The 21,070-nt window shown below is 48.1% G+C and carries 17 protein-coding genes; 6 read left to right on the top strand and 11 right to left on the bottom strand.

Annotated features, from left to right (window positions below; all coding sequences use genetic code 11):
- Window positions 1-6: 6 nt before the first annotated feature.
- Entirely contained in the window at window positions 7-330 is a 324-nt protein-coding gene (locus O9X78_RS02880) for a Rieske (2Fe-2S) protein (RefSeq protein WP_269618106.1), read from the top strand.
- A gap of 33 nt (window positions 331-363) precedes the next feature.
- Here O9X78_RS02880 and sfsA read toward each other — a convergent pair whose 3' ends face one another.
- Window positions 364-1,089 (bottom strand): DNA/RNA nuclease SfsA, encoded by a 726-nt coding sequence (sfsA, locus tag O9X78_RS02885; RefSeq protein WP_269618107.1) that lies wholly within the window; start codon window positions 1,087-1,089, stop codon window positions 364-366.
- Between the two features lie 242 nt (window positions 1,090-1,331).
- Here sfsA and O9X78_RS02890 point away from each other — a divergent pair, with 242 nt between their 5' ends.
- Complete coding sequence (locus O9X78_RS02890; RefSeq protein WP_269618108.1) at window positions 1,332-3,992, top strand: AsmA family protein; 2,661 nt, start codon at window positions 1,332-1,334, stop codon at window positions 3,990-3,992.
- 12 nt (window positions 3,993-4,004) lie between these two features.
- Here the strand turns inward: O9X78_RS02890 and O9X78_RS02895 are convergent, their stop codons facing one another.
- From O9X78_RS02895 to O9X78_RS02910, 4 genes are all read right to left on the bottom strand, one after another.
- Complete coding sequence (locus O9X78_RS02895; RefSeq protein WP_269618109.1) at window positions 4,005-5,081, bottom strand: class I SAM-dependent methyltransferase; 1,077 nt, start codon at window positions 5,079-5,081, stop codon at window positions 4,005-4,007.
- A 60-nt stretch (window positions 5,082-5,141) separates the two neighbouring features.
- Window positions 5,142-5,933 (bottom strand): pseudouridine synthase, encoded by a 792-nt coding sequence (locus O9X78_RS02900; RefSeq protein ID WP_269618110.1) that lies wholly within the window; start codon window positions 5,931-5,933, stop codon window positions 5,142-5,144.
- A gap of 36 nt (window positions 5,934-5,969) precedes the next feature.
- On the bottom strand, window positions 5,970-6,449 hold the full coding sequence (locus tag O9X78_RS02905) for a hypothetical protein (protein WP_269618111.1): 480 nt from the start codon (window positions 6,447-6,449) through the stop codon (window positions 5,970-5,972).
- A 157-nt stretch (window positions 6,450-6,606) separates the two neighbouring features.
- Window positions 6,607-8,193 carry a peptide chain release factor 3 gene (locus O9X78_RS02910; RefSeq protein WP_269618112.1) on the bottom strand — a complete coding sequence of 529 codons (1,587 nt, stop codon included), beginning with the start codon at window positions 8,191-8,193 and terminating at the stop codon, window positions 6,607-6,609.
- Window positions 8,194-8,491: 298 nt separating this feature from the next.
- Here O9X78_RS02910 and O9X78_RS02915 point away from each other — a divergent pair, with 298 nt between their 5' ends.
- Entirely contained in the window at window positions 8,492-9,808 is a 1,317-nt protein-coding gene (locus O9X78_RS02915) for a DEAD/DEAH box helicase (protein ID WP_269618113.1), read from the top strand.
- A 188-nt stretch (window positions 9,809-9,996) separates the two neighbouring features.
- Window positions 9,997-10,494 carry a TIGR00645 family protein gene (locus O9X78_RS02920; protein WP_269618114.1) on the top strand — a complete coding sequence of 166 codons (498 nt, stop codon included), beginning with the start codon at window positions 9,997-9,999 and terminating at the stop codon, window positions 10,492-10,494.
- Between the two features lie 17 nt (window positions 10,495-10,511).
- On the opposite strand, the gene O9X78_RS02925 is transcribed toward O9X78_RS02920, so the two are convergent.
- The 5 genes from O9X78_RS02925 to O9X78_RS02945 all read right to left on the bottom strand — a co-directional run bounded on the left by O9X78_RS02925 (window position 10,512) and on the right by O9X78_RS02945 (window position 15,772).
- Window positions 10,512-11,030 (bottom strand): P-loop NTPase family protein, encoded by a 519-nt coding sequence (locus O9X78_RS02925; RefSeq protein WP_269618115.1) that lies wholly within the window; start codon window positions 11,028-11,030, stop codon window positions 10,512-10,514.
- 85 nt (window positions 11,031-11,115) lie between these two features.
- Window positions 11,116-12,504 carry an ATP-dependent RNA helicase DbpA gene (gene dbpA, locus O9X78_RS02930; protein WP_269618116.1) on the bottom strand — a complete coding sequence of 463 codons (1,389 nt, stop codon included), beginning with the start codon at window positions 12,502-12,504 and terminating at the stop codon, window positions 11,116-11,118.
- Window positions 12,505-12,679: 175 nt separating this feature from the next.
- Window positions 12,680-12,886: a cold-shock protein gene (locus O9X78_RS02935; protein WP_008251819.1), complete on the bottom strand. Its 207-nt coding sequence runs from the start codon at window positions 12,884-12,886 to the stop codon at window positions 12,680-12,682.
- A gap of 258 nt (window positions 12,887-13,144) precedes the next feature.
- Window positions 13,145-14,587: a sucrose phosphorylase gene (gtfA, locus tag O9X78_RS02940; RefSeq protein ID WP_269618117.1), complete on the bottom strand. Its 1,443-nt coding sequence runs from the start codon at window positions 14,585-14,587 to the stop codon at window positions 13,145-13,147.
- Window positions 14,588-14,782: 195 nt separating this feature from the next.
- The gene (locus O9X78_RS02945) at window positions 14,783-15,772 is read right to left on the bottom strand and encodes a GlxA family transcriptional regulator (protein ID WP_269618118.1); all 990 of its coding nucleotides are present in this window, start codon (window positions 15,770-15,772) and stop codon (window positions 14,783-14,785) included.
- A 370-nt stretch (window positions 15,773-16,142) separates the two neighbouring features.
- Here O9X78_RS02945 and O9X78_RS02950 point away from each other — a divergent pair, with 370 nt between their 5' ends.
- On the top strand, window positions 16,143-16,547 hold the full coding sequence (locus O9X78_RS02950; protein WP_269618119.1) for a hypothetical protein: 405 nt from the start codon (window positions 16,143-16,145) through the stop codon (window positions 16,545-16,547).
- A gap of 605 nt (window positions 16,548-17,152) precedes the next feature.
- On the opposite strand, the gene ggpS is transcribed toward O9X78_RS02950, so the two are convergent.
- A complete protein-coding gene (ggpS, locus tag O9X78_RS02955; RefSeq protein WP_269618120.1) occupies window positions 17,153-19,429 on the bottom strand; it encodes a glucosylglycerol-phosphate synthase in 2,277 nt (758 codons plus the stop codon).
- A 398-nt stretch (window positions 19,430-19,827) separates the two neighbouring features.
- Between ggpS and doeB2 the strand changes: the two genes are divergently transcribed.
- Complete coding sequence (doeB2, locus tag O9X78_RS02960) at window positions 19,828-21,021, top strand: N(2)-acetyl-L-2,4-diaminobutanoate deacetylase DoeB2 (RefSeq protein ID WP_269618121.1); 1,194 nt, start codon at window positions 19,828-19,830, stop codon at window positions 21,019-21,021.
- The last annotated feature ends 49 nt before the right edge of the window (window positions 21,022-21,070 follow it).

The raw sequence follows: 21,070 nt of genomic DNA on the forward strand, positions 1-21,070 counted from the left end.
GAATCTATGCTTACACTTTGCCGTATTGACGACATTGCCGACCCCGGCTCCAAGGGCTTTAAGTTTCAGGAAAAATCTATTTTTGCGGTGCGCCAGCGCGGCGAAGTGTATGTATATCGCAATCGTTGCCCACATATCGGCATCGAACTCAATTGGCAAGAAGATCAATTTCTAGACTTCGACGACTCACTCATTCAATGCTCGACCCACGGGGCATTATTTATCATTGAGTCTGGAGAATGTATCGCAGGCCCATGCCACGGCAAGGCATTAGAACAAATCAGCAGCAAACTCGAAGACGGCAATATCATTCTAACCGGTGAATTCTAAATGGCTGCTAACAAGCGCATAATATTACGTCACCTATAAATTGACCGGCAGCGATTCGACCAGCGAGATGCCACGTTCACTGATACTCGCCTTGTAGGCTAACACCTCGAGCCCCTTATCAACCGCCGACTTTAAGGACTGAGCATAGTGCGGATCAATCTCGATCGCAGGTCTAACACTATCAATATCTTCGTGCAGTACGGCGAACAGCAAAACAACACGAAAACCCTGCCCTTTTAAGCTCACCAACTCCTCAATATGGCGCGCCGCGCGAGTACTCACCGTATCGGGAAACGCACCTTCACCATCACCGCAATGCAAGGTGACCGATTTCACCTCGACATAGCAATCGGCAATATCAGGAGAGTCACTCGATAGTAGAAAGTCGATACGACTGCCAGACGCCACGGCTTTCTCACGCTGGATGTGCTTATAGTCAGACAGCGGCGCGATGATATCTTTCGTCAAAGCCTCGGCAACCAGACCATTCGCTCGAGCAGAGTGTATGCAAATCAATTTGCCTGATTCGCTCTCCACCAACTCCCAGGTGAAGGCATACTTGCGTTTGGGGTTATGACTATTGAGCAAATACACCCTCCTGTCGGGAACCGCGCAGCCCGTCATTGCGCCGGTATTTGGGCAATGAACGGTTATTTCCTCGCCATTGTCCAACACCACATCAGCTAAAAAACGCTTATAGCGTTTTAGCAAACGGCCACTAACTAATTTATCAGGCCATTCCACGTAAATATCTCTCATAAATTTGTTGGTATTCTCGCCGCAAGAATACCCTACACACAGCGCTAAACAGATCACATGGCAGCCCTAGTTACTTGTCAAGCACTAGGGCAAAGGTACCATCTATGTCACCGCGATGTTAATGTAAGCACAAGCATCATCCGCATTACACCATCTGCAACACGCCGATGATCGTAAGACTATTGGGCGACATTTACACCAGACAGCATCGTGAAGCCTAATACCGTAAAAGAGTATTCAACGTGATTAAAAAAATTCTTCTAGGCTTAAGCCTACTCATACTGCTAGTCCTTGTGACCCTAAGTATTAGCGTGATACAACCCCATTTACTACGCGGACTAATCGGCAGCGGCGCGCAACGCTTTGCCGGTCTCGATGTCGACATTATCGACATTCAGTCGCATATGAATCCGCTACGCTTCGAAATTAGCGGTTTGCAGGTAAGTAACCCAGAGTGGCCACGCCCCGAATTACTCTCGCTTGGCGATATCACCATTGCATTAATCCAAAGCCCATTTGGCGACAAACCCTTTTGGCAATTAAGCGCAAAAAAATTAAGTATCAACGTAGAACAAAACGAGGACGGCGAGCTTAATTGGATAAGTGGCAAGTTGAAGACTGATCCAAATAACGATGTCCCCGACGAAATAAGTGATGGGCCGCTCCTACCGGGCGACTTTAATTTTGATCATATCGAGATAAAAGAAGTCGCCCTACAATGGCGCAACAAGAAAGGCGAAGAGACCCGAATATTTCTTCCCGAGGTGCGGGCGGAGCGCATCGAAGCAGGCAATGGTGATTTCTATATCGGTCTCGACTACCTAGAACAGCATGTCGAGCTCAGCAGCGCCATTACGCTTTTTGATCCTCAAAAAGGCATATTGGGCTACGACCTTTCATTCCATCACGAAGACTTGGACATAAAAAGCAAAGGGCAATTAGTTCTCAGCCCCAATTTGGATGGCAGCACCCTCTCCGTTGACATCGACCTTCGCAGTGCAGACGCGCTGGCCAAGTTGGCAAATACCGACATCCCCAAGCTACCCATCACCAAACTGTCGGCGAAGATTGCTATTACCCCAAACTATGAACTCAGCGATATCGTCCTACAGCTCAACGACAGTAAGATTCAGGGTGATCTAAACATAAATGCTGAAAGCTCGGCGGTAAATGGCAATTTGCGTTCAGCTGCTGTGGATATCGACAGTTTATTACCTCCATCGTCAGAGGCATCGGAAAGCGCGCCAAGCAATACGCCACCCGCAGTCACAGTGGACAATAAAGAAGCCGAGATGGATTGGGCCTGGCTAGATGACACCGATGTGCAACTCAAACTCACCGTGGATGAACTGAGTGCTCAGGGCTGGCAACTAAGTGGGATTAAATCAACTATCGCGATAAAGAAAGCCATTGCGCTTAAGTTGAGCGCGACACAAATTTCAGAATTAGCAACGAAGCGAGATATCAAGGACTTCACCGCCGACCTGTCCCTAACGCCACTAGCAGTAAAGACCACCGGCAGCGACGTTAAGGTTTCACTGAAAACCACCCAGCATGGCATTACCGCGGAAACCACCGGCAAGGTCAATCTTAATGGTGTAGCAGGAACAGAGCTGCAATTAAATGCTCAAGCAGAAAGCAGCCAAGCCATTTGGACTGTCGCCCAGCTTCCTTGGCAGGAGGCCGGCGCTTTCTCCATAGATGCGGCGATAAAAACCACCGCGAACAGCTACTCCATTAAAGGAAATAGCGCGCTCGGCGAACAAAGCACTGACGTAGACCTACACTTTAACCCTGCTGCCAGCGCCACAGAAATCGCCAGTCTGAAGGGCAGCATTTCACTTAGAAAAATTGACCTTGCTTTTCTTAACCCAGTAGCCAGCGATGAAAAGCCGGTAGAAGATAAACCGACCCCAAAGTCATCTAAGCAAAAACTGATTAGCAATGATCCCATCGCGCTCGATGTACTCAAAACCGTAAACGCAGAACTGCAAATCCAGCTAGAGGACATAGACACTGGCTACAATCTCATCCGCAAAGCCAAGCTCAAGCCCACCTTGAAGAACGGTCTACTCAAACTAAAAGACACAACGATTAACTTCGACGGTGGCGAAGCCAAGATTGCGCTCAAGCTAGACACCAGTCAAACCACACCGACGCTAGACCTTAGATTCAGTGTCGATGCCGAAGATTATGGCAAACTAGGGCTAAATAAAGCAGCGGGGATCGATAACGGCGCGGGGCGCATCCGCCTTGATGCCGACAGCAAAGGCGGCACACCCCATCAGCTCGCTTCGAACATGAATGCCAACCTAGATATGAAAATCACCAACCTCGTAGCACAGGGCAATGCGCTGAATCTAATTGGCTCAGACGTACTAAGCGAAACGATCGACAAACTCAATCCGTTTTCAGAAAAGAAAACAAGAACCGACATCGAGTGCATCGCGGTGCATTTTAAAGGCACTAACGGTAAGTTTTTCAGCGACGACGGTATCGCGCTAGAAACAGAACAAACCAAGATAATAGGCACGGGCAATATTGATATTGGCAAAGAGGAACTACTACTTGGTGTCTCGCCGATTGCACGCACCGGCGTAGGAATAAATGTTGGCGCAGCTGCCGGGCTCGTGCGCCTAGGCGGCACATTTAGCAAACCGAAAATTGTGGCTGACCCGTCAGGTATGTTTACCTCGGGTTTATCTACCGGTGCAGCGATATACACTGGCGGTTTATCATTACTAGCGCAGGGCTTGATCAAACGCGCCATCTACTCTGGCAGCGCCTGTGACGGAGATATCGATGAGATTCCAACGGTAGAAGAGTTGCCAGACGAGATTTTAAATCCGGTAGCACCACCGATAGACGGCGCGGAACCCGCAACCACCGCAGCTATTCAATAAATAGTAAGACAACTACTTTTGCAGTTGTACGACCTTAAAACCATCGTATTCGACTAACACCTCGCTAGTGCTAAATAGGCCGAGGGCTTTGCGCTCAAGAGGAATGAACTGATTCACCACAAACAATGCCCTGCCCTGATTGGCTAGCAAGCGGTGGGCAGCAGCAAGAAACCGATCCGTCAGCGAACCAGAAACCGCAAAACCTTGGTGAAATGGCGGATTACACAACACCACGTCCACCGGCCCAATTAAACCCGCAGCGCAGTCTGCCAATACCACTTCTGCATTTAAACCGTATGTATCGCAGTTTTTTCGAGCAGCTAACAAAGCGGTTGCATTGTTATCTGTCAGCAACCAAGTCGCACTGGGCAGCTGCTGGGCCGCCATGACCGTAATGTAACCATAGCCACAGCCTAGGTCAGCGACGGTAAGCGGCGTATTGCTAGAGGCCCCTAAGAATCTCGGCAATTGTCCTATTAATAAAGCACTGCCGCGATCCTGTTTCTGCCAGCCAAAAACACCCGGCTTGGAAAACAAACTCGGTGCCTGAGCAATCTCTTGAATCTGGGTGTAATCACTATCAGGCAATTTCTCCGTCGGCTGGCTGGCCTTCGTCAAGGTCGCAATATAGGCGCTACCGTCGTGTTTTTTGATCTCTGCGCTCGCCCCGACCAAGGCCGCGGCTTTTTTCGCGTAATTATGGAGACCATCATTTTTATGACCGGCCAACACCAATTGCCCCCCGAGCGGCAGAGCAGACAGCGCTTGATTTATCAGATAGTGAACCAGCGCCTTTTCCTTCGACACGCGATAACACACTGTTTTCGGCGCACTCAACGCCGCTGAAGTATCGAAATCACTAAGCTCAGTAATGAAACCCGCCACACGCAATTGACCGGCAATATCACAGCGATTGGTAAAACACTGCCAGTCATTCAGGGATGCCGGCATTGGCAGATCAGCGATATGCTCGTCGGCAAACCACCACACAGGCGCGACCATATTGGCAAACTGGCGGTAAAGCGCAACTAGTGCCGTATCCGCGGTGGCAGCACCTTTTTGACCGGAGCTATTAGACTGCTTACTCATATAATCCGTTTCCGCTTAACACCCGCTATGACTGATAAAATCTTTTTATTCGAGCTTGAGCTAGACACTGGCAACCTCTTCCGGCGTTAAATAACGGTACTCACCTTCCGCCAAATCCAAATCCAAACTGATGTCGCCGATAGCCTCCCGGTGAAGACGAGTAACTAAATTACCTTCGGCGCCGAACATCCGTTTGACCTGATGATAGCGTCCCTCACAAATTTTAAGTCGCGCTGTGTGTTCGTCTACTAATGTTAATTCGGCGGGAAGGGTTCGCGCCTTGTCATCTTTCAAGAATACACCACGGGCAAAATGCACTTGGCTGCGCTCTAAAATGGGGTCTGCTGTTTCAACGTAATAGGTTTTCCAGCATTGACGTTGGGGTGAGGTTACCGCGTGAGACCATGCTCCGTCGTCGGTTAGTAACACCAGGCCTGTCGTATCAATATCCAAGCGTCCCGCCACATGTAAACGTTCCGGGTTATCCTCGTCAAGCAGATCTAAAACCGTCGAATGACGGCGATCACGGGCAGCGCACACATAGCCTTGGGGTTTGTTCAGCATGATGTAACGTGGTAACGCAGGGCGTAATGATGCGCCCTGCAAGGTGACATTCGCTTCGGTAGAGACCAGAAAGCTAACGTCCCTGACTACTTGTTCATCGACGCAGATACCACCGGCCTTAATCAGTTTTTTTGCATCACTGCGGGAGTAATCCGTCACGCTCGACAAATAACGATCAAGACGAATACTTTTGCTTGAGTTGTTCACAAATAGGGAATATCCAATAACAGTAGCGCTATTGTCAGTTAACTCCTCCATCTCATCAAGCAGGCAATAAAAAAGGGCCACAATGGGCCCCTTTCCTAAAACGAGTTGACGTCATTTTTACTGAGCGTCGGCACCCGCTTCAACATTTGCATTAATTTTGATATTGGTCAGGCTACGCAAAGCTGCTTTCTTCTCTTCCATTGATGCTTCTGCTTTCGCTTTAGCTTCTGCGCGCTCTTGAGCACGGGCTTCTGCGTCGGCTTTGGCCTTGGCGTCACGCTCAGCTTTAGCCGCTTCTCTTTCCGCCTTTTCAGCTTCAGCCTTCGCCTTCATTTCGTCGCGTTTAGCTTGTGCTTCAGCTTTTTTCTGTTCAGCGTCAGCTTTCATCGCTTCACCTTTGGCTTCTGCTTTTGCCTTCGCCGCAGCTGCTTTCTCGTCGATATTAGTATCAACACTCACATTAGCTTCTGCTTTGGCTTCTGACTTAGAACTGTCGCCACCGAAACCAATACGGCTCAAAAAGCTACCTTCAGCAGCCATAACGCTGCTACTCAAACCCACTAATGTTGCTGCAATTACGATGTCTTTCATTTTCATGATGTTATATCCCCGTTTGATTTGTTTTGTTGTGCTTTTATGTGCTTCCCATTGTAGGGAAGCACGGCAGTGTGACAAGTATTGAATCCCGTAATTTTCACCACAACTAATTTCAGATATTGTGGTCACGTTCAGCTTAGAGTCAGCTTTTATTCTTCTAGTGTTCTCGGGTTGCTCTAAAGCGCACTTCCGGATGACGCTCCTCAGTGAGCGCCAAGTTAACCCGTGTTGGCGCCAAATAAGTTAAATGTCCCCCGCCATCCAAGGCGAGGTTTTCAGCGCACTTACGCTTGAATTCTTCGAATTTCTTCGGATCATCACAATCCACCCAGCGAGCGGTATACACATTTATGGGCTCATACAGGGCTTCAACCTTGTACTCATCTTTTAACCGATAGGCGACAACATCAAACTGCAGTGTACCCACGGCCCCCACAATCAAATCGCTATTGCGCTGGGGCATAAACACCTGAGTAGAGCCCTCTTCAGATAACTGCTGTAAGCCCTTCTGTAACTGCTTAGACTTTAACGGGTCACGCAAACGAATACGCCGAAACAATTCTGGTGCAAAGTGAGGAATACCCGTAAATTTAAGGTCTTCACCCTCAGTAAACGTATCCCCAATCTGGATGGTACCGTGATTATGTAAACCAATAATATCGCCAGAAACCGCCTCGTCTAGAAGCTCGCGATCACCAGCAAGAAAACTCACCGCATCGGCAATTTTAATATCCTTACCAATACGCACATGACGCATTTTCATGCCCTTGCGATAGGTACCAGAGCAAACCCGCATAAAGGCAATACGGTCACGGTGCTTTGGATCCATATTCGCCTGTATTTTAAAGATAAAGCCGGCAAAGGCGTCTTCTTTAGCATCAACTTCGCGCTGATCCGTCTCTCGATTCAAGGGCGCTGGCGCCCAATCTACAAAGCCGTCCAACATTTCCCGAACACCAAAATTAGACAATGCGGTACCAAAAAAGACCGGCGTGAGCTTGCCCATTAAATAATCCTCAAGATTAAATTCGTGGCTAGCACCGCGCACCAAATCAATTTCTTCAAGATAGTTTTCATATTCATCATCGAGCAGCTTTTTAGCCTCAGCACTTTCCAAACCCTGGATTTGGATATCCGCCGCGATTACCGAACCCTTACCGGGCTCAAACACATGAATAACATCGGTGTACAAATTGTATACACCTTTAAAATCACGCCCCATACCGATCGGCCAGTTAATCGGCGCAGCGGCGATACCTAGAACACTCTCGACCTCGTCAAGTAATTCAATGGGATCGCGAATATCCCTATCCATTTTATTAATAAAGCTGAGGATCGGCGTGTCGCGCAAACGGCAGACATTCATTAGCTTGATAGTACGATCTTCGACGCCTTTAGCACCGTCAATAATCATTAACGCGGAATCAACCGCCGTCAGAGTACGATATGTATCTTCCGAGAAGTCTTCGTGGCCAGGTGTATCTAACAAGTTAACAATACGGTCTTTATACGGAAACTGCATAACTGAGGAAGTGACCGAAATACCCCGTTCTTTCTCCAGGCTCATCCAGTCAGAAGTCGCCGCTCGGTCATTTTTCTTTCCTTTAACCGTTCCCGCCACCTGAATCAACTGCCCAAGCAGGATCAACTTTTCAGTTATCGTCGTTTTACCGGCATCGGGGTGGGAGATAATCGCAAAGGTTCGGCGCTTAGCGATTTCCTTCTTTAAATGTGGATTCAACATCTGTATGGGTCTTTTGGCCTGAGGATTTCTAATAACGCTCGACGATATTCCTGCCAGAGCAAACACGATGCGCGAGTTTAAATGACTTGGCGCTTATTTTCACTGCAATTAGTCACGACCCCACCAATCCTTTCTACGCATTGATCGACACCAAACCCGCGTCGTAACTGGTATTGCGCCCTATTCACACACTTCAAGTCTGGCGCCAAAGCCCCTTATCCAGTAAGCTGCACGCCCGCTGTCACCATGGCAACGACCATCACGCCGCGACATGCGACACTATTGAGAAGATCATTTTATGAGTTTTACCTCCCTGGGCTTATCTGCCCCGATTTTGGCCGCGGTGGCCGAGCAAGGTTACGACACACCATCTCCAATCCAAGCCCAAGCCATTCCCGCCGTTTTAGAGGGCCGAGATGTTATGGCAGCGGCACAAACCGGCACCGGCAAAACCGCCGGATTTACACTGCCGATTCTGGAACTATTGTCACGCGGCGAGCGCGCGCAGGCCAACCAAGCCCGGGTATTGATTCTTACCCCTACCCGCGAGTTAGCGGCGCAGGTTGGTGAGAGTGTTGCAACCTACGGAAAGCATTTACCACTGCGTTCAGCTGTGGTGTTTGGTGGCGTTAAAATTAACCCGCAAATGATCAAACTGCGCCGTGGCGTGGACGTACTCGTTGCCACCCCCGGCCGCCTACTGGATTTATACAATCAAAACGCCGTCAAATTTAAACAATTAGAAATTTTAGTCTTGGACGAAGCCGACCGCATGCTGGACATGGGCTTTATTCATGACATTCGCAAGATCCTCGCCGTATTACCAAAGCAGCGTCAGAACCTCATGTTCTCCGCGACCTTCTCTGGTGATATTCGCGAATTGGCCAAGGGCATAGTCAACAATCCAGTAGAGATTTCGGTCAGTCCTGAAAACACGACCGCGAAAAGCGTGACCCAATGTATTTATCCGGTAGATAAAAGCCAAAAGCCGGGTCTGCTAACCCACTTAATACATAGCAACGATTGGCAACAGGTGCTTATATTCTCAAAAACCAAGCATGGCGCTAACCGATTAGCTGCGCACTTAGAGAAAGCCGGTATCGGCGCTGCTGCGATTCATGGCAACAAAAGCCAAGGCGCACGCACTAAAGCCCTTGCCGATTTTAAAAGCGGTGCGGTTCGGGCATTGGTAGCTACCGATATTGCCGCACGCGGTTTGGATATCGATCAGCTTCCACAGGTGGTCAATTTCGACCTACCCAATGTGCCAGAGGACTATGTTCACCGTATTGGCCGCACAGGCCGCGCGGGTGCAACAGGCAGCGCCATATCACTGGTATGCTCAGACGACTTCAAATTATTAGCGGATATTGAACGTTTGATTCAAGAGCTGTTGCCACGCGAAACCGTAGCGGGATTCGAACCGACCCACCCGCTACCGGAGTCACGCCTTAATCAACGTCCTTCACGCAAGCCTCGACCGAACCATAGCGAACACCGCGACGGTCAGCGCCCTGCGGGCAACCCCGCTAATCGTAGTAACAGAAATAGTCGCCCCAGTGGTAACCGCAGTAGCGCGGGCAATAGAGCGCGGAGCGCACCCAAGGTGTCATAAGCTTTTCAAAATACCATGCGTGAAATATCACTTAGCGGTAAATCACGCATGCCTTATTTATAGAAACATCTGCACGCAAGCTGTCGCACTTTCTATTCAAATTTCATTAAATCCCTTTCAGACAACAACAGACGCCACTAAAATGCCTATCGGAAAATCGACATATTCGCTGTTTAGGTATTTACACCATGCTTGAAAGAGTTTTTGAACGTATCTTGTACTCAGCCCGCTGGGTACTCGCGCCCATTTATCTTGGTCTAAGCTTTGCGTTATTAGCGCTAGCCATCAAATTTTTCCAGGAGCTATTTCACGTTCTCCCCCATATATTCGAAACATCTGAGATGGACTTAGTGCTGCTAGTTCTCTCTCTCATCGATATATCGTTAGTGGGAGGGCTACTTGTAATGGTGATGTTTTCGGGCTACGAAAACTTCGTTTCACAGATCGATTTAGACGATACCGACCATAAACTTAACTGGCTTGGAAAACTTGATACCGGCAGCCTTAAAAATAAAGTTGCCGCCTCTATCGTTGCGATTTCGTCTATTCACTTATTAAAAGTATTTATGAATGCAGATAAAATCGAAAACGAAAAACTGATGTGGTATGTATTGATTCATTTAACTTTTGTGATTTCCGCCTTTGCAATGGGTATCTTAGACAAACTAACTAGACATAATCACTGAGCAAAATTTAGACCCGCTCACCACTCAATATCTGCGAGTTCGGCATTTTGGGTCAACATAGTTTTGGGCCCATCGAAATGCTCATAAAACCGCAAATGGGCCGCGTGCGAAAATTCATCATCGCGGCCAACATACTGCGCAATCCAGCCAAGCAGCATATCTAAATTTTCATCCTGGGCCGCTTTTGAAATGTACTTATGCGGCTCCCAGGGTCGCGCTTGCGCATTGGCAATACACGCTTCCACCGGCAGATTCATAAATATAATTTGATCGGCGTCTTCAGAGACCAGCCCTAGAAGGTCCGTGTAACACCCTTCGATTACCCAGCCACCAATCGCCGCGTCGCTACGGATAAACATCTGTAGATGAGTATTTGCGTCAGCAAGCGGCGCCCGCTGGGGTGGTGAAGTCGGTAACCAAGCGAGCGTATCTAAATCGAGATGGGCAAGGCCGCGGCTATCTGCCAAGGCGCACGCCAAGGTTGACTTTCCTGAACCGGAGTTACCAAATATAAGGATTTTGTTTGACGACATCATTCACCCTCCTTCGAACGTATCGCTTTTCTTTTTAAACTGCGGAGTGCCATCAACACGACGTTTGAAGGCATTCCGCAATGACAGACTAGCCCCGTATACGGCGCACGCGGAAATTACGTCCCTTTAACTTACCTTCGCTTAGCTTACGAAGACCATCGGCTACAACATCATTGCGCACTGCAACGTAGGCGGTATTGTCAAAAACATGGATCTTACCCACGTCGGTACCTGCTATACCATTTTCTCCGGTCAGCGCACCGACGATATCGCCAGGGCGAATTTTCTGCTTTTTGCCACCGTCAATTTGCAAACAAGCCATCGGTGGCTTGAAGGTCGGCTTATCGAGATGATTGATATCAGGTAAGGCTTCAGGAACCACTTTATTACCGCGCATTTCTTCAATACGAGCAATTTTGGCGCTTTCGCGATCCGTATACAGACTACACGCAATGCCTTTTCCACCAGCGCGGCCAGTACGACCAATACGATGAATATGTACTTCGGCATCGCGAGCGATATGGTAATTGATGACCGCGTCTAAGGCGTCGATATCCAAGCCCCGCGCAGCGACATCCGTCGCAACCAACACAGACACACTTTTATTAGCAAAGCGCACTAGTGTCTGGTCACGCATCTTTTGATCAAGGTCGCCGTGCAATGCCTGAACACTGAAACCAGCCTCTCGCAAATCGTCACAGACTTGCTGGGTTTCGTGGCGAGTATTACAGAAGATGACCGTTGAGTCGGGACGGTATCTCAACAGCAGCAACTTAACCGCGACAATACGTTGGGTATTATCAGCCACTTTAAAAAAATGCTGGGCGATGCTGTCGTTATCGTGGGTAGATTCCACTTTTACTAGCAAGGGCCGCTGCATGATACGCATCGCAACATCCTGAATTTCATCAGGATAAGTCGCACTAAACAGTAGGCTTTGCCGTTCTTTGGGTATATACCCAATGATGGTATCTAGCGAGTCTTGAAAACCCATTTCTAACATGCGATCCGCTTCGTCTAATACCAGCGTATTCACATTATCGAGTTTTAAGGTGCCTTTACGGACGTGTTCTTCTATTCGACCAGGCGTTCCCACGACGATATGCGCGCCGTGCTCTAAAGAGCCAATTTGCGGCCCAAATGGCATACCGCCACATAAGGTCAGAATTTTAATGTTGTGGATGGTACGCGCTAATTTGCGTAACTCCTTGGCCACTTGGTCTGCCAACTCACGGGTTGGGCACAGCACCAAAGACTGCACGCAGAAGCGTTTAACGTCTAACTTTTGTAATTGGGTCAATCCGAACACGGCGGTTTTACCTGAGCCGGTTTTCCCCTGTGCAATCACATCTTTGCCATGCAAGGTGTGCGGCAAGGCCTTGGCCTGAATGGGGGTCATCTCGGTATAACCTAAGGAGATCAGGTTTTCTAATAATGCCGGATTTAACGGAAGGGTGGAGAATTCTAGCTGACTCACGGTGTTTTTCCTGTAGTACCGCCAGAATGAATACGCGGCGGTGGCGCAATGTACGCAAAAATAAATAGTGTTGCTGAAAAGAAAAAAGGGCAAGACCCGTAGGTCCTGCCCCTTTAGCATTCAATCCACAAGGGTTTGAAGCTGGCTGGAACCCGAAGGCCCAGCCCATAGCAAATTACAGTGCTACGATGTTCTCTGCTTGAGGACCTTTTTGTCCTTGAGTAACAGTGAACTGTACGCGCTGGCCTTCAACCAAAGTTTTGAAGCCTGAACCAGAGATAGCGCTGAAGTGAGCGAAAACGTCTGGGCCAGATTCTTGCTCGATGAAGCCAAAGCCTTTAGATTCGTTGAACCATTTTACTGTGCCAGTAGTAGTAGACATAATTTTAATCCTGAAATATTCAAAGGTAATTTTGATCTAAAATAAGATCGGTTAGGCTGGAAGTGATTCTATTACTTATGAAGTACAGGACGAAAACTACAGACAGGACTTCGAAATGGTGTACATAAATATAGGTCGAACTTTCTAGCTGCACTGAGTATATAGACATTTCCATGCTTGTCTACCCCCTATTGCTACCAAATCCCTGTGTAATACCCTTATAAATGCAGGACTTACACAGAGCAACGCGCCTGAGCGTTAGCACTGCAGGCGACATTCAGCTAGAGACTCCTCGTCCAGATAAGTGATCGTGGCGGTATTAAAATTGAGATCAACAAACAAATGGCAGTAATATTCCCCATGCCGCCAGGCCATTGATACACTGGAGTCATTGGAATATCCCAGCTCAAAATGACCATCAAAGGCTGGGTAATTGCTTCTAAATCGCATCAATGACAGCAATCGCTGCACAACCGGTTGCTCAACCGCCTCGTCGATTTCATCCATACTGTAGAAATGGCGATTGATGTCTCGCAACTCTCCAGTGGCCTCCATCAACTCATTGTCGTTACACCCAGCCAACAAACCCACGTAATACACCTGCGGAATCCCCGGCGTAAAAAACTGGATAGCGCGCGCGGCTAAATAAGCATCATCATTGCGCATCAACGCGTCATAAAACGTACACGTTAATTGGTAAATTGCGCCAACACTGTGAATATTGGCAGCCGAGCGCCGTAATATCGGGTCGGCGCTGCGACTGGAAATATTATCAATAAGCGCGCGGATTTTTTCCTCGGGTAAGACCCCTTCCACGTCAGGAATACAAATACCGTCGTGGGTATCCAAAACGGTGACCATATTGCGGGGACACATGCGCAGCCAATTTTTAAGATAGACACTATTGGCGTCTAATAAAGAAAACAATAAAAGCGGCGGCAACGCAAAGCCATAGGGATGCATATTTCGACGACTGATGGCGTACTGATAGCTACTGTGGTCATGAACTTCAGGCAAAACCTCGGCGCCGTGTAGTTGCGCCACGCCGTTTATCCAATCTAAGTTTCGATAAACATCTGGCTCAACAAGAAAGCAGCTCGTACCAATACGCTTGGTGGTATACCCAAAGGCATCAAGCCTAAACAACTTCACACCTCGCTGGGCGAGAAAGCCAATATAGTTTTCCATCAGCTGGTAGGTCAGCTCAGACTCATAATTTAAGTCGATCTGATGTTCGGTGAAGGTACACCACACTCGACCAGTGCTTCCGTCGGCAAAGTTTACCCGACGGAATGGCTCTTTTTCTTTGCGGATATGAATTTTCGCTAAATCGTCTGGGGTTATGTCACCGAACTTTTCGACGTGAACAAATAAGTCTGAGTATTCAGATTCGTAGCCCTTGGCGACAAAGTCCTTAAACTCTTCCGACTCATCAGAAATATGGTTAACAGTCACATCACAGCAAAGATCGTATTTTGAAGAAATACGTTCAATATCTTCCCAGTCACCGTAGGCAGGATCGACTTCTTTATGAGTAAGCGGGGAAAATCCCGCGTCAGCATTTGAAGGAAAAAACGGCAGAATATGGACACCACCGATTGCATTTGAAAAGTGCCGTTCAATGACGGTATGTAAATCTTTGAGGTTATTACCAAGACGATTGGGATAGCAAATCATCTGCACAGCATTGCGCAAGGCCATAGGACGGCTCCGGTCTGTGAGTGATAGTTAACCATAACCATTGCTCGGCAAGCATGCAAATCAGGACGGTACATCTTGAGCAAAAATCGATATATTCTCGTCATTAACAAACAATAAGACGTATAAACAACCTGTTAAATGATAATCAAGCCGATATTGCTTTAGTCAAAACTCACCCAGCCAAACATATAAATTTTAGGCGGCACGAACAAAGCGTTGACGATACTCCCGCGGCGTCATCTGACAATAACGTTTGAACAATCGCCTAAATGCGCTTTCATCTTGATATCCGCAGCGTTGCACTATTTCTGAAAATCGCAACTGTGTGGTTTCCAATAAAATTTTGCTGCGCTCTATTCTAAGCTTTTGAGTTAAACCCTGCGGAGATTCCCCAATCGCGCTTTGAAAACGACGTATTAAGGTACGGGGACTCACGGCCATACTCGCCGCTAAATCTTCTATTTTAAAGTCGCGCGCCAAATTCGAGCGAATCCATTGCTCAGATTTATTAACCAGATCATCACTGCTATCGAATAATGACAAAATGGCATAGGGCGCCTGTGTATGACGCTGGCTATCCAGCATCATATATTTAGCCAGCAATCGCGCAAAAGGTTTACCGGCATACTTCTCAATTACACTAAGACCAACATCAAAAAATGAACTAGAGCCCGCGCCACTTAAAACATTGCCGGAGTATACGCATATAGCATCGGTATCTACTTGAATAGTGGGATAACGCCTTTGCATCTCGCTCTGCAACCACCACGCCGTCGTCGCTCGACCACCCTCTAACAACCCAGCCTCGGCAAGCGCAAAACTGCCACTGCAATTTGTGGCAATCAACTCCAAGTCCCGACCATACTCTCGCAGCCAATCAACATGCTCACCCCAACGCAATATATTTTCAGACACGCTAGCCGCCTTGGGAATCATAAAACCCGGGCTAAATAGCGTGTCACCAGAGCGAACTTCCTCGACGCTGCCATCGACATCCATACGACATCCATTAGCGCACTCTATCGACCGTCCATCTAAAGACACAAAACGCACATCAAATAATGGTGCTGCGCTTTTCGCTGTGTTTTTAGCAATCATATTCGCGACCATGAACAAATCACGAGTACCAACTAGGCCACCAGCCATAGCACCATCCACCGCCAGAATGAACACTCGCCGACTCATCACACCTCTCCTAACCTGTAATTTTGGCAATATAAGTGCCATATACGCCAATATACCCTTAAATCAGCTAGCGACAAGCAGAAAAACTCAAATGGCGTATATAACACTTTATATGTCATATAAGACACTGTAGCAGACATAAATCCCCACCTAAACTAGCCCCAAGGAATGCGACAGGAGATTGTCACCATGAAAACGCAAACTAGAAGACGCTTCTTAATCAGCCTCGGCGTAACACTTGGCGTCGCAAGCTTGGGGCTAAACGGGTGCAGCAGCATAGAACCGCAACCATTTAGCATAGGCGTGGTAGTTAAAGCACCCAAGGGTTGCCAGGAGCTGTTAGCAAAAGACAAACGGGGGGATTGCTAGAATGAGCGACTTAAAAAGTGAGCTGCAATATATCCATAGAACCGTGAGCAAACACTTCGTACAAACAAATGACATCGGCGAGAGCTGGGACATGCCACCACCAGGATACAACGGCCATCAGTGGCTACGCGACGACTGCGATGGTTTTTGTCTAGCTTGTAGAGTTCTACTTAGAGATATGGGTATAGCAAGCCGACTAGTTTACTGCGAACTTGGCCGCAGCGGCCACCTAGTGGTTGAAGTGCAGGGCTGGATATTAGACTTGCGCCAACGCAGTGTGGTAGCAAATACATTGCTACCACACTACCGCTGGCTCCGAATCTCCGGTTACGAGGCGGGTGATCCATGGCGAGAGATTATTAACGATGAAGCTACATTAACATTAACGATGGCGTCGCTAGGTTAATAATTATTGAGCATAATTTAGCCCTAACTAAAACATGCCATTTCTAAATGCCGCAGGTAAGACATGGCGTCGCTGAAAATTGAATCACGGATATCGCCCGTAACAAGCTTCCGAAACGATAAATCAATTCTAAACGCTCCACTCTCTTGGCCACAAAAGAAAACTTCTAATGCAATTAAAGTGCTTTCAAATACTCTTTAATGGCACGCCGCTCAACCTCAGTCAGCACGCGAGTGAACTCATGGCCGCCATTGCCCTGACTATAAAATGTTGAATTATAAATTTTGCACTCGTCAATCTACTGGTCAGTCACGATAGGAATATTGATAGGCGTAATATTCGCGGCAATACCCTCCAACAATAGCGAATCCAGATAGCCCCCATCATTCACACAACCGGAGAGTAAGCACTATGGCAACTTGCACAAGACCCCCTTTCGCCTATCGTATTTTCTGCATGGTGAAATCACCCCTGCGTATCAGCGGGAATGTGCCGTCGCAATGATTGCGTACTTAGAACGTATATTGCATTACAAGAATCATAGCCAGTGTCCACTCACACTCTGGCGAGCAAATGAGCGCCCGCAGTGGGCGCGAACAGCCAAGCTAAGCAACCCTAGAGGGCACCTCGCTCAACGGAGATGCTTTTCGGGCGCTGCGGCAAGCGTCGACAGCACTCATAAACTCTTCTCCCCACACATTTATGTCGTTGTGACGCACCACCTCGTAGGCTTCACGCATTCTACTGCGCGCCTCTTCACGGTTGAGAGTAAGCGCTAAATAACAAGTTTTAACTAACTCATTGCGGTCATGGGGATTGGCCAAAATTGGTCCGCGTAATTCGGCAGCCGCACCAGCGAATTCGGACAACACTAATACGCCCGATCCGTCAGTCATACCTTGAGTAGCGATATATTCCTTGGCGACCAAATTGAGTCCGTCTCGCAGCGGCGTTATCCACATAACATCCGCCATGCTGTAGTAGGCAACTAACTCGGCAAACGGGAGACTGCGGAAGAAGAACTGCAAAGGCGTCCAGCCTACTTTAGCAAATCGGCCATTGATGCGACCCACCGCCTGCTCGATCTGATGCTGTAAATCGCGATAGATGGTCATTTCACTTGCCGCAGGCACACAGACCATCATGAGGGTGACTTTGTCGTGCAAATCAGGGTATTCGTTTAAAAGACGCTCGTAGGCCTCAAGCTGCTCTAATATCCCCTTGGTGTAATCGAGCCTACCCACCGACAAAATCATTCGAGTACCCTGTAGTTCTTCTCTCAACTCCTCCATGCGTCGCTGAACTTTTGCATCACTCAAGGCATTTTCTACCCGCTTCAAATCCAAGCCAACAGGATGCGCACCCAAACAAATACGGCGATCATTAACCTTTATTTCGGTGGTCATTTCATCAAGCCCGACAGCGCATCCGTAGGTGAAAAAGCGCGGCGCACAATTCATTTTCGCGGTGACTTCCAGCGGTGTCACGCCCCTAGCTACGTCAACAAAATTCTCGGACTGGCGCGGAATATGAAAGCCAATATAGTCACACTGTAAAAGGCTACCGATAATATCTCGGCGCCAAGGAATAACGTTAAACACGTCGGCTGAAGGAAAATAGGTGTGATGGAAAAAGGCGATGACCACGTCTGGGCGAATCTCGCGTAAAAACGCGGGCACCATCCACAAATTATAATCGTGTATCCAAACCGTCGCGCCCTCGGCCGCTTCGGCAGCGGCCGCTTCGGCAAAGCGTCGATTCACATCCATAAACACTTGCCAATGATCCTCTCTAAACGTAGCCCGCTCCCAAAACGTGTGCAAAGTAGGCCAAAACGCCTCTTTAGAGAATTTCTTATAAAAGATATCTACATCATTTTTACTGAGCGCCACACGGGACGCGACAAGATTGGGGTACTGCACCGTGTCCACTTCTGTATGGGTTTCAAATTTCCCATCACCAGGCTCATGAACAGACCACGCCACCCATGACCCCGCTCGACCATCGGCAAAAAAGCTCATTAAGGTCGGAATAATGCCGTTTGGCGAGGTCGGCTTACGACGGGTAGTCACGCCATTCTCACGAGTTTCTTCATACGGCAGGCGGTGATACACAATCACCAGATCAGACTTTCCCGGCACCGCTACATCGCGCTGCTCTGCCTCCATTCCCGCCATACCAAGAAAACCAAAATGTTCAAAGGCCTGCAAAATACCACCGCAGCCCGGATGTTCCGCATGATAAACCCGGGCACGATTTTCTGTCCCTTTCAACAAAGCGGGTTCAGAATCGCCGACACAAACACCGATAAAACCATGCTCATACATCGACAGATCATTTAAGGTATCACCGGCAACCAAGACATTTTCATCGCCAATAGCTAGATGCTCAACTAGACCACGAAGAGTCGAGCCCTTATTTACACCTTTAGGCAAAATATCTAAATACAGGTCGGCGGAATACAACAAGTCGCAATCAAGCTCGCGTACAGCCTCCTCCAGATCAAGGCTTACTGCCTCTGCACCACAAAAGAAAGAGCAGCGACGTTCCTGTGGAACATCTTGACGCTGTAAATCGGGTATGTGTGCTACCGCCTGTTCAACCACGTGTTCACCTGGCCAACGTCGATCTATTTCACCTTGCAGTGGCTGAATAGATTGCTGTGTATGACCATCCACCACTGTGCAACCGACATCGCAAATAATGTAATCAGGCGCGGGGATAGTGGGGTCAGAAAGCAGTGGCAGCACGGACTCAAGACCGCGACCGGTCACAAAGGCCAGCTTAATTTCGGGATGCGCCGCTATCAGTTGATAGAGCTTTAGTCGTTGATCACTGTCACCAGCGAGAAATGTACCGTCTAAATCTGTTGCTAAAAGCATTATAGATACCTGCGTTTGAACGCAGAGCCCAGCTCCCACCAGACTCCGGGTGCTGTTATAAAAAATTCATAACACCAACATACTACACAGCAAAATCACATAAAGATTGGAATATATTTTGCCGCACTTACTTTTCATATTGTCAAACATGCAGGTATTGTGCCGTCCAAAGGTCAAAAAAACCTTCAAATAAAGCTAAAAGTACCGCCGTACGGGACGATAATAAGTTTTAAAATAAATGAAATTTTATCAAAAAATATAATTTCCCTATTTTTTTGACTGCAAATGCAGCGAATAATTGTAAATCGCACCAAATCTTACCACTCAAGGATTTTTTTAAAAAAATTATTAAAAGTAAATTTGCTACAACGCAAAAGCTGTGCCACAGTAAAAACGTAATGTCTAATTATTGGTTGAACACAATGTCTGCCGCGCAAACTCTGCGCCGCGACTTACACGCCCACCCCGAGCCTGGCTGGCAAGAGGTTCGCACTGCTGAAACGGTGCGTAATACCCTCACTCAGCTAGCCATACCTTGGCGCAAATGCGCGGGGACTGGGACTATAGCCACTCTGCAGCCGAAGACAATTTCACCTGGCGCAAAACATATTGCCCTGCGTGGTGATATCGATGCCCTTCCTATTGTTGAGCAAACCGGCAAAACATGGTCATCAACAAAACCTGGTTGCATGCACGCATGCGGCCATGACGGGCACACTGCCACCCTGTTAGCTACCGCGCAGTGGTTAAAACATAATGAACAAAGTCTATCGATGCCGGTCACATTATTATTCCAACCAGCAGAAGAAGGCGGACACGGCGCGCGTGAAATGATTAATGAAGGCGCATTAGACGGCATCAACGAAATTTACGGATGGCATAATTGGCCATCGATACCGTTCGGGAAACTTGTTTGCCCCAACGATATTGTCATGTGTGGCAATGGCACGTTCACCATTACGGTGAATGGCAAAGGCGGTCACGCTAGCCAACCAGAACTGTGCCGCGACCCCGTGTTAGCCGCCAGCGCTATTACCCTTGCACTACAGCAAATTGTTAGCCGCAGAATAGCGCCACAACAAGCAGCTGTAATTAGCGTCACGTCGTTTCTGGCAGATAGCGGCCCAACAATTATTCCCCAACAAGCCGTATTAAGTGGCAGTATTAGAGTTCCTGATCAAGCCACCCGCGACCAAATCAATACACTTATCACCGAGGTAAGTCAGCAAACTGCACAAAGCTACGGTGTTGAATGTGATGTTGAGATAACGCCGCGCTACCATCCAACCATCAATCACCCCGCGCAAGCTCAGCACGTTCGCACGCTTTGGCAAGAATCCTTTGGTGCCGAGGCCATTGAACACAATACTCGCACGCCCATTATGGCATCTGAAGATTTTAGTTATTACTTGCGTGAAATTCCCGGCGCATTTGCGCTTATCGGTGCGAACGATGGCGAAGAGCATCATCAAGTGCCTTGTCACAGTCCGCACTACGATTTTAATGACAAGTTAATCCCCTTAGTGAGCAATTTATTTTCTCGCCTGTGTGGCGTTACAACACCAGAAAACCCCGCACAACAAACCATCTGAAAATAGCACCGTCGAGTCAGTGGCGGACCTTATTGATAAGAAGGAGTTC

Source organism: Zhongshania aquatica, from assembly GCF_027257955.1.
Taxonomy (GTDB): domain Bacteria; phylum Pseudomonadota; class Gammaproteobacteria; order Pseudomonadales; family Spongiibacteraceae; genus Spongiibacter; species Spongiibacter aquatica.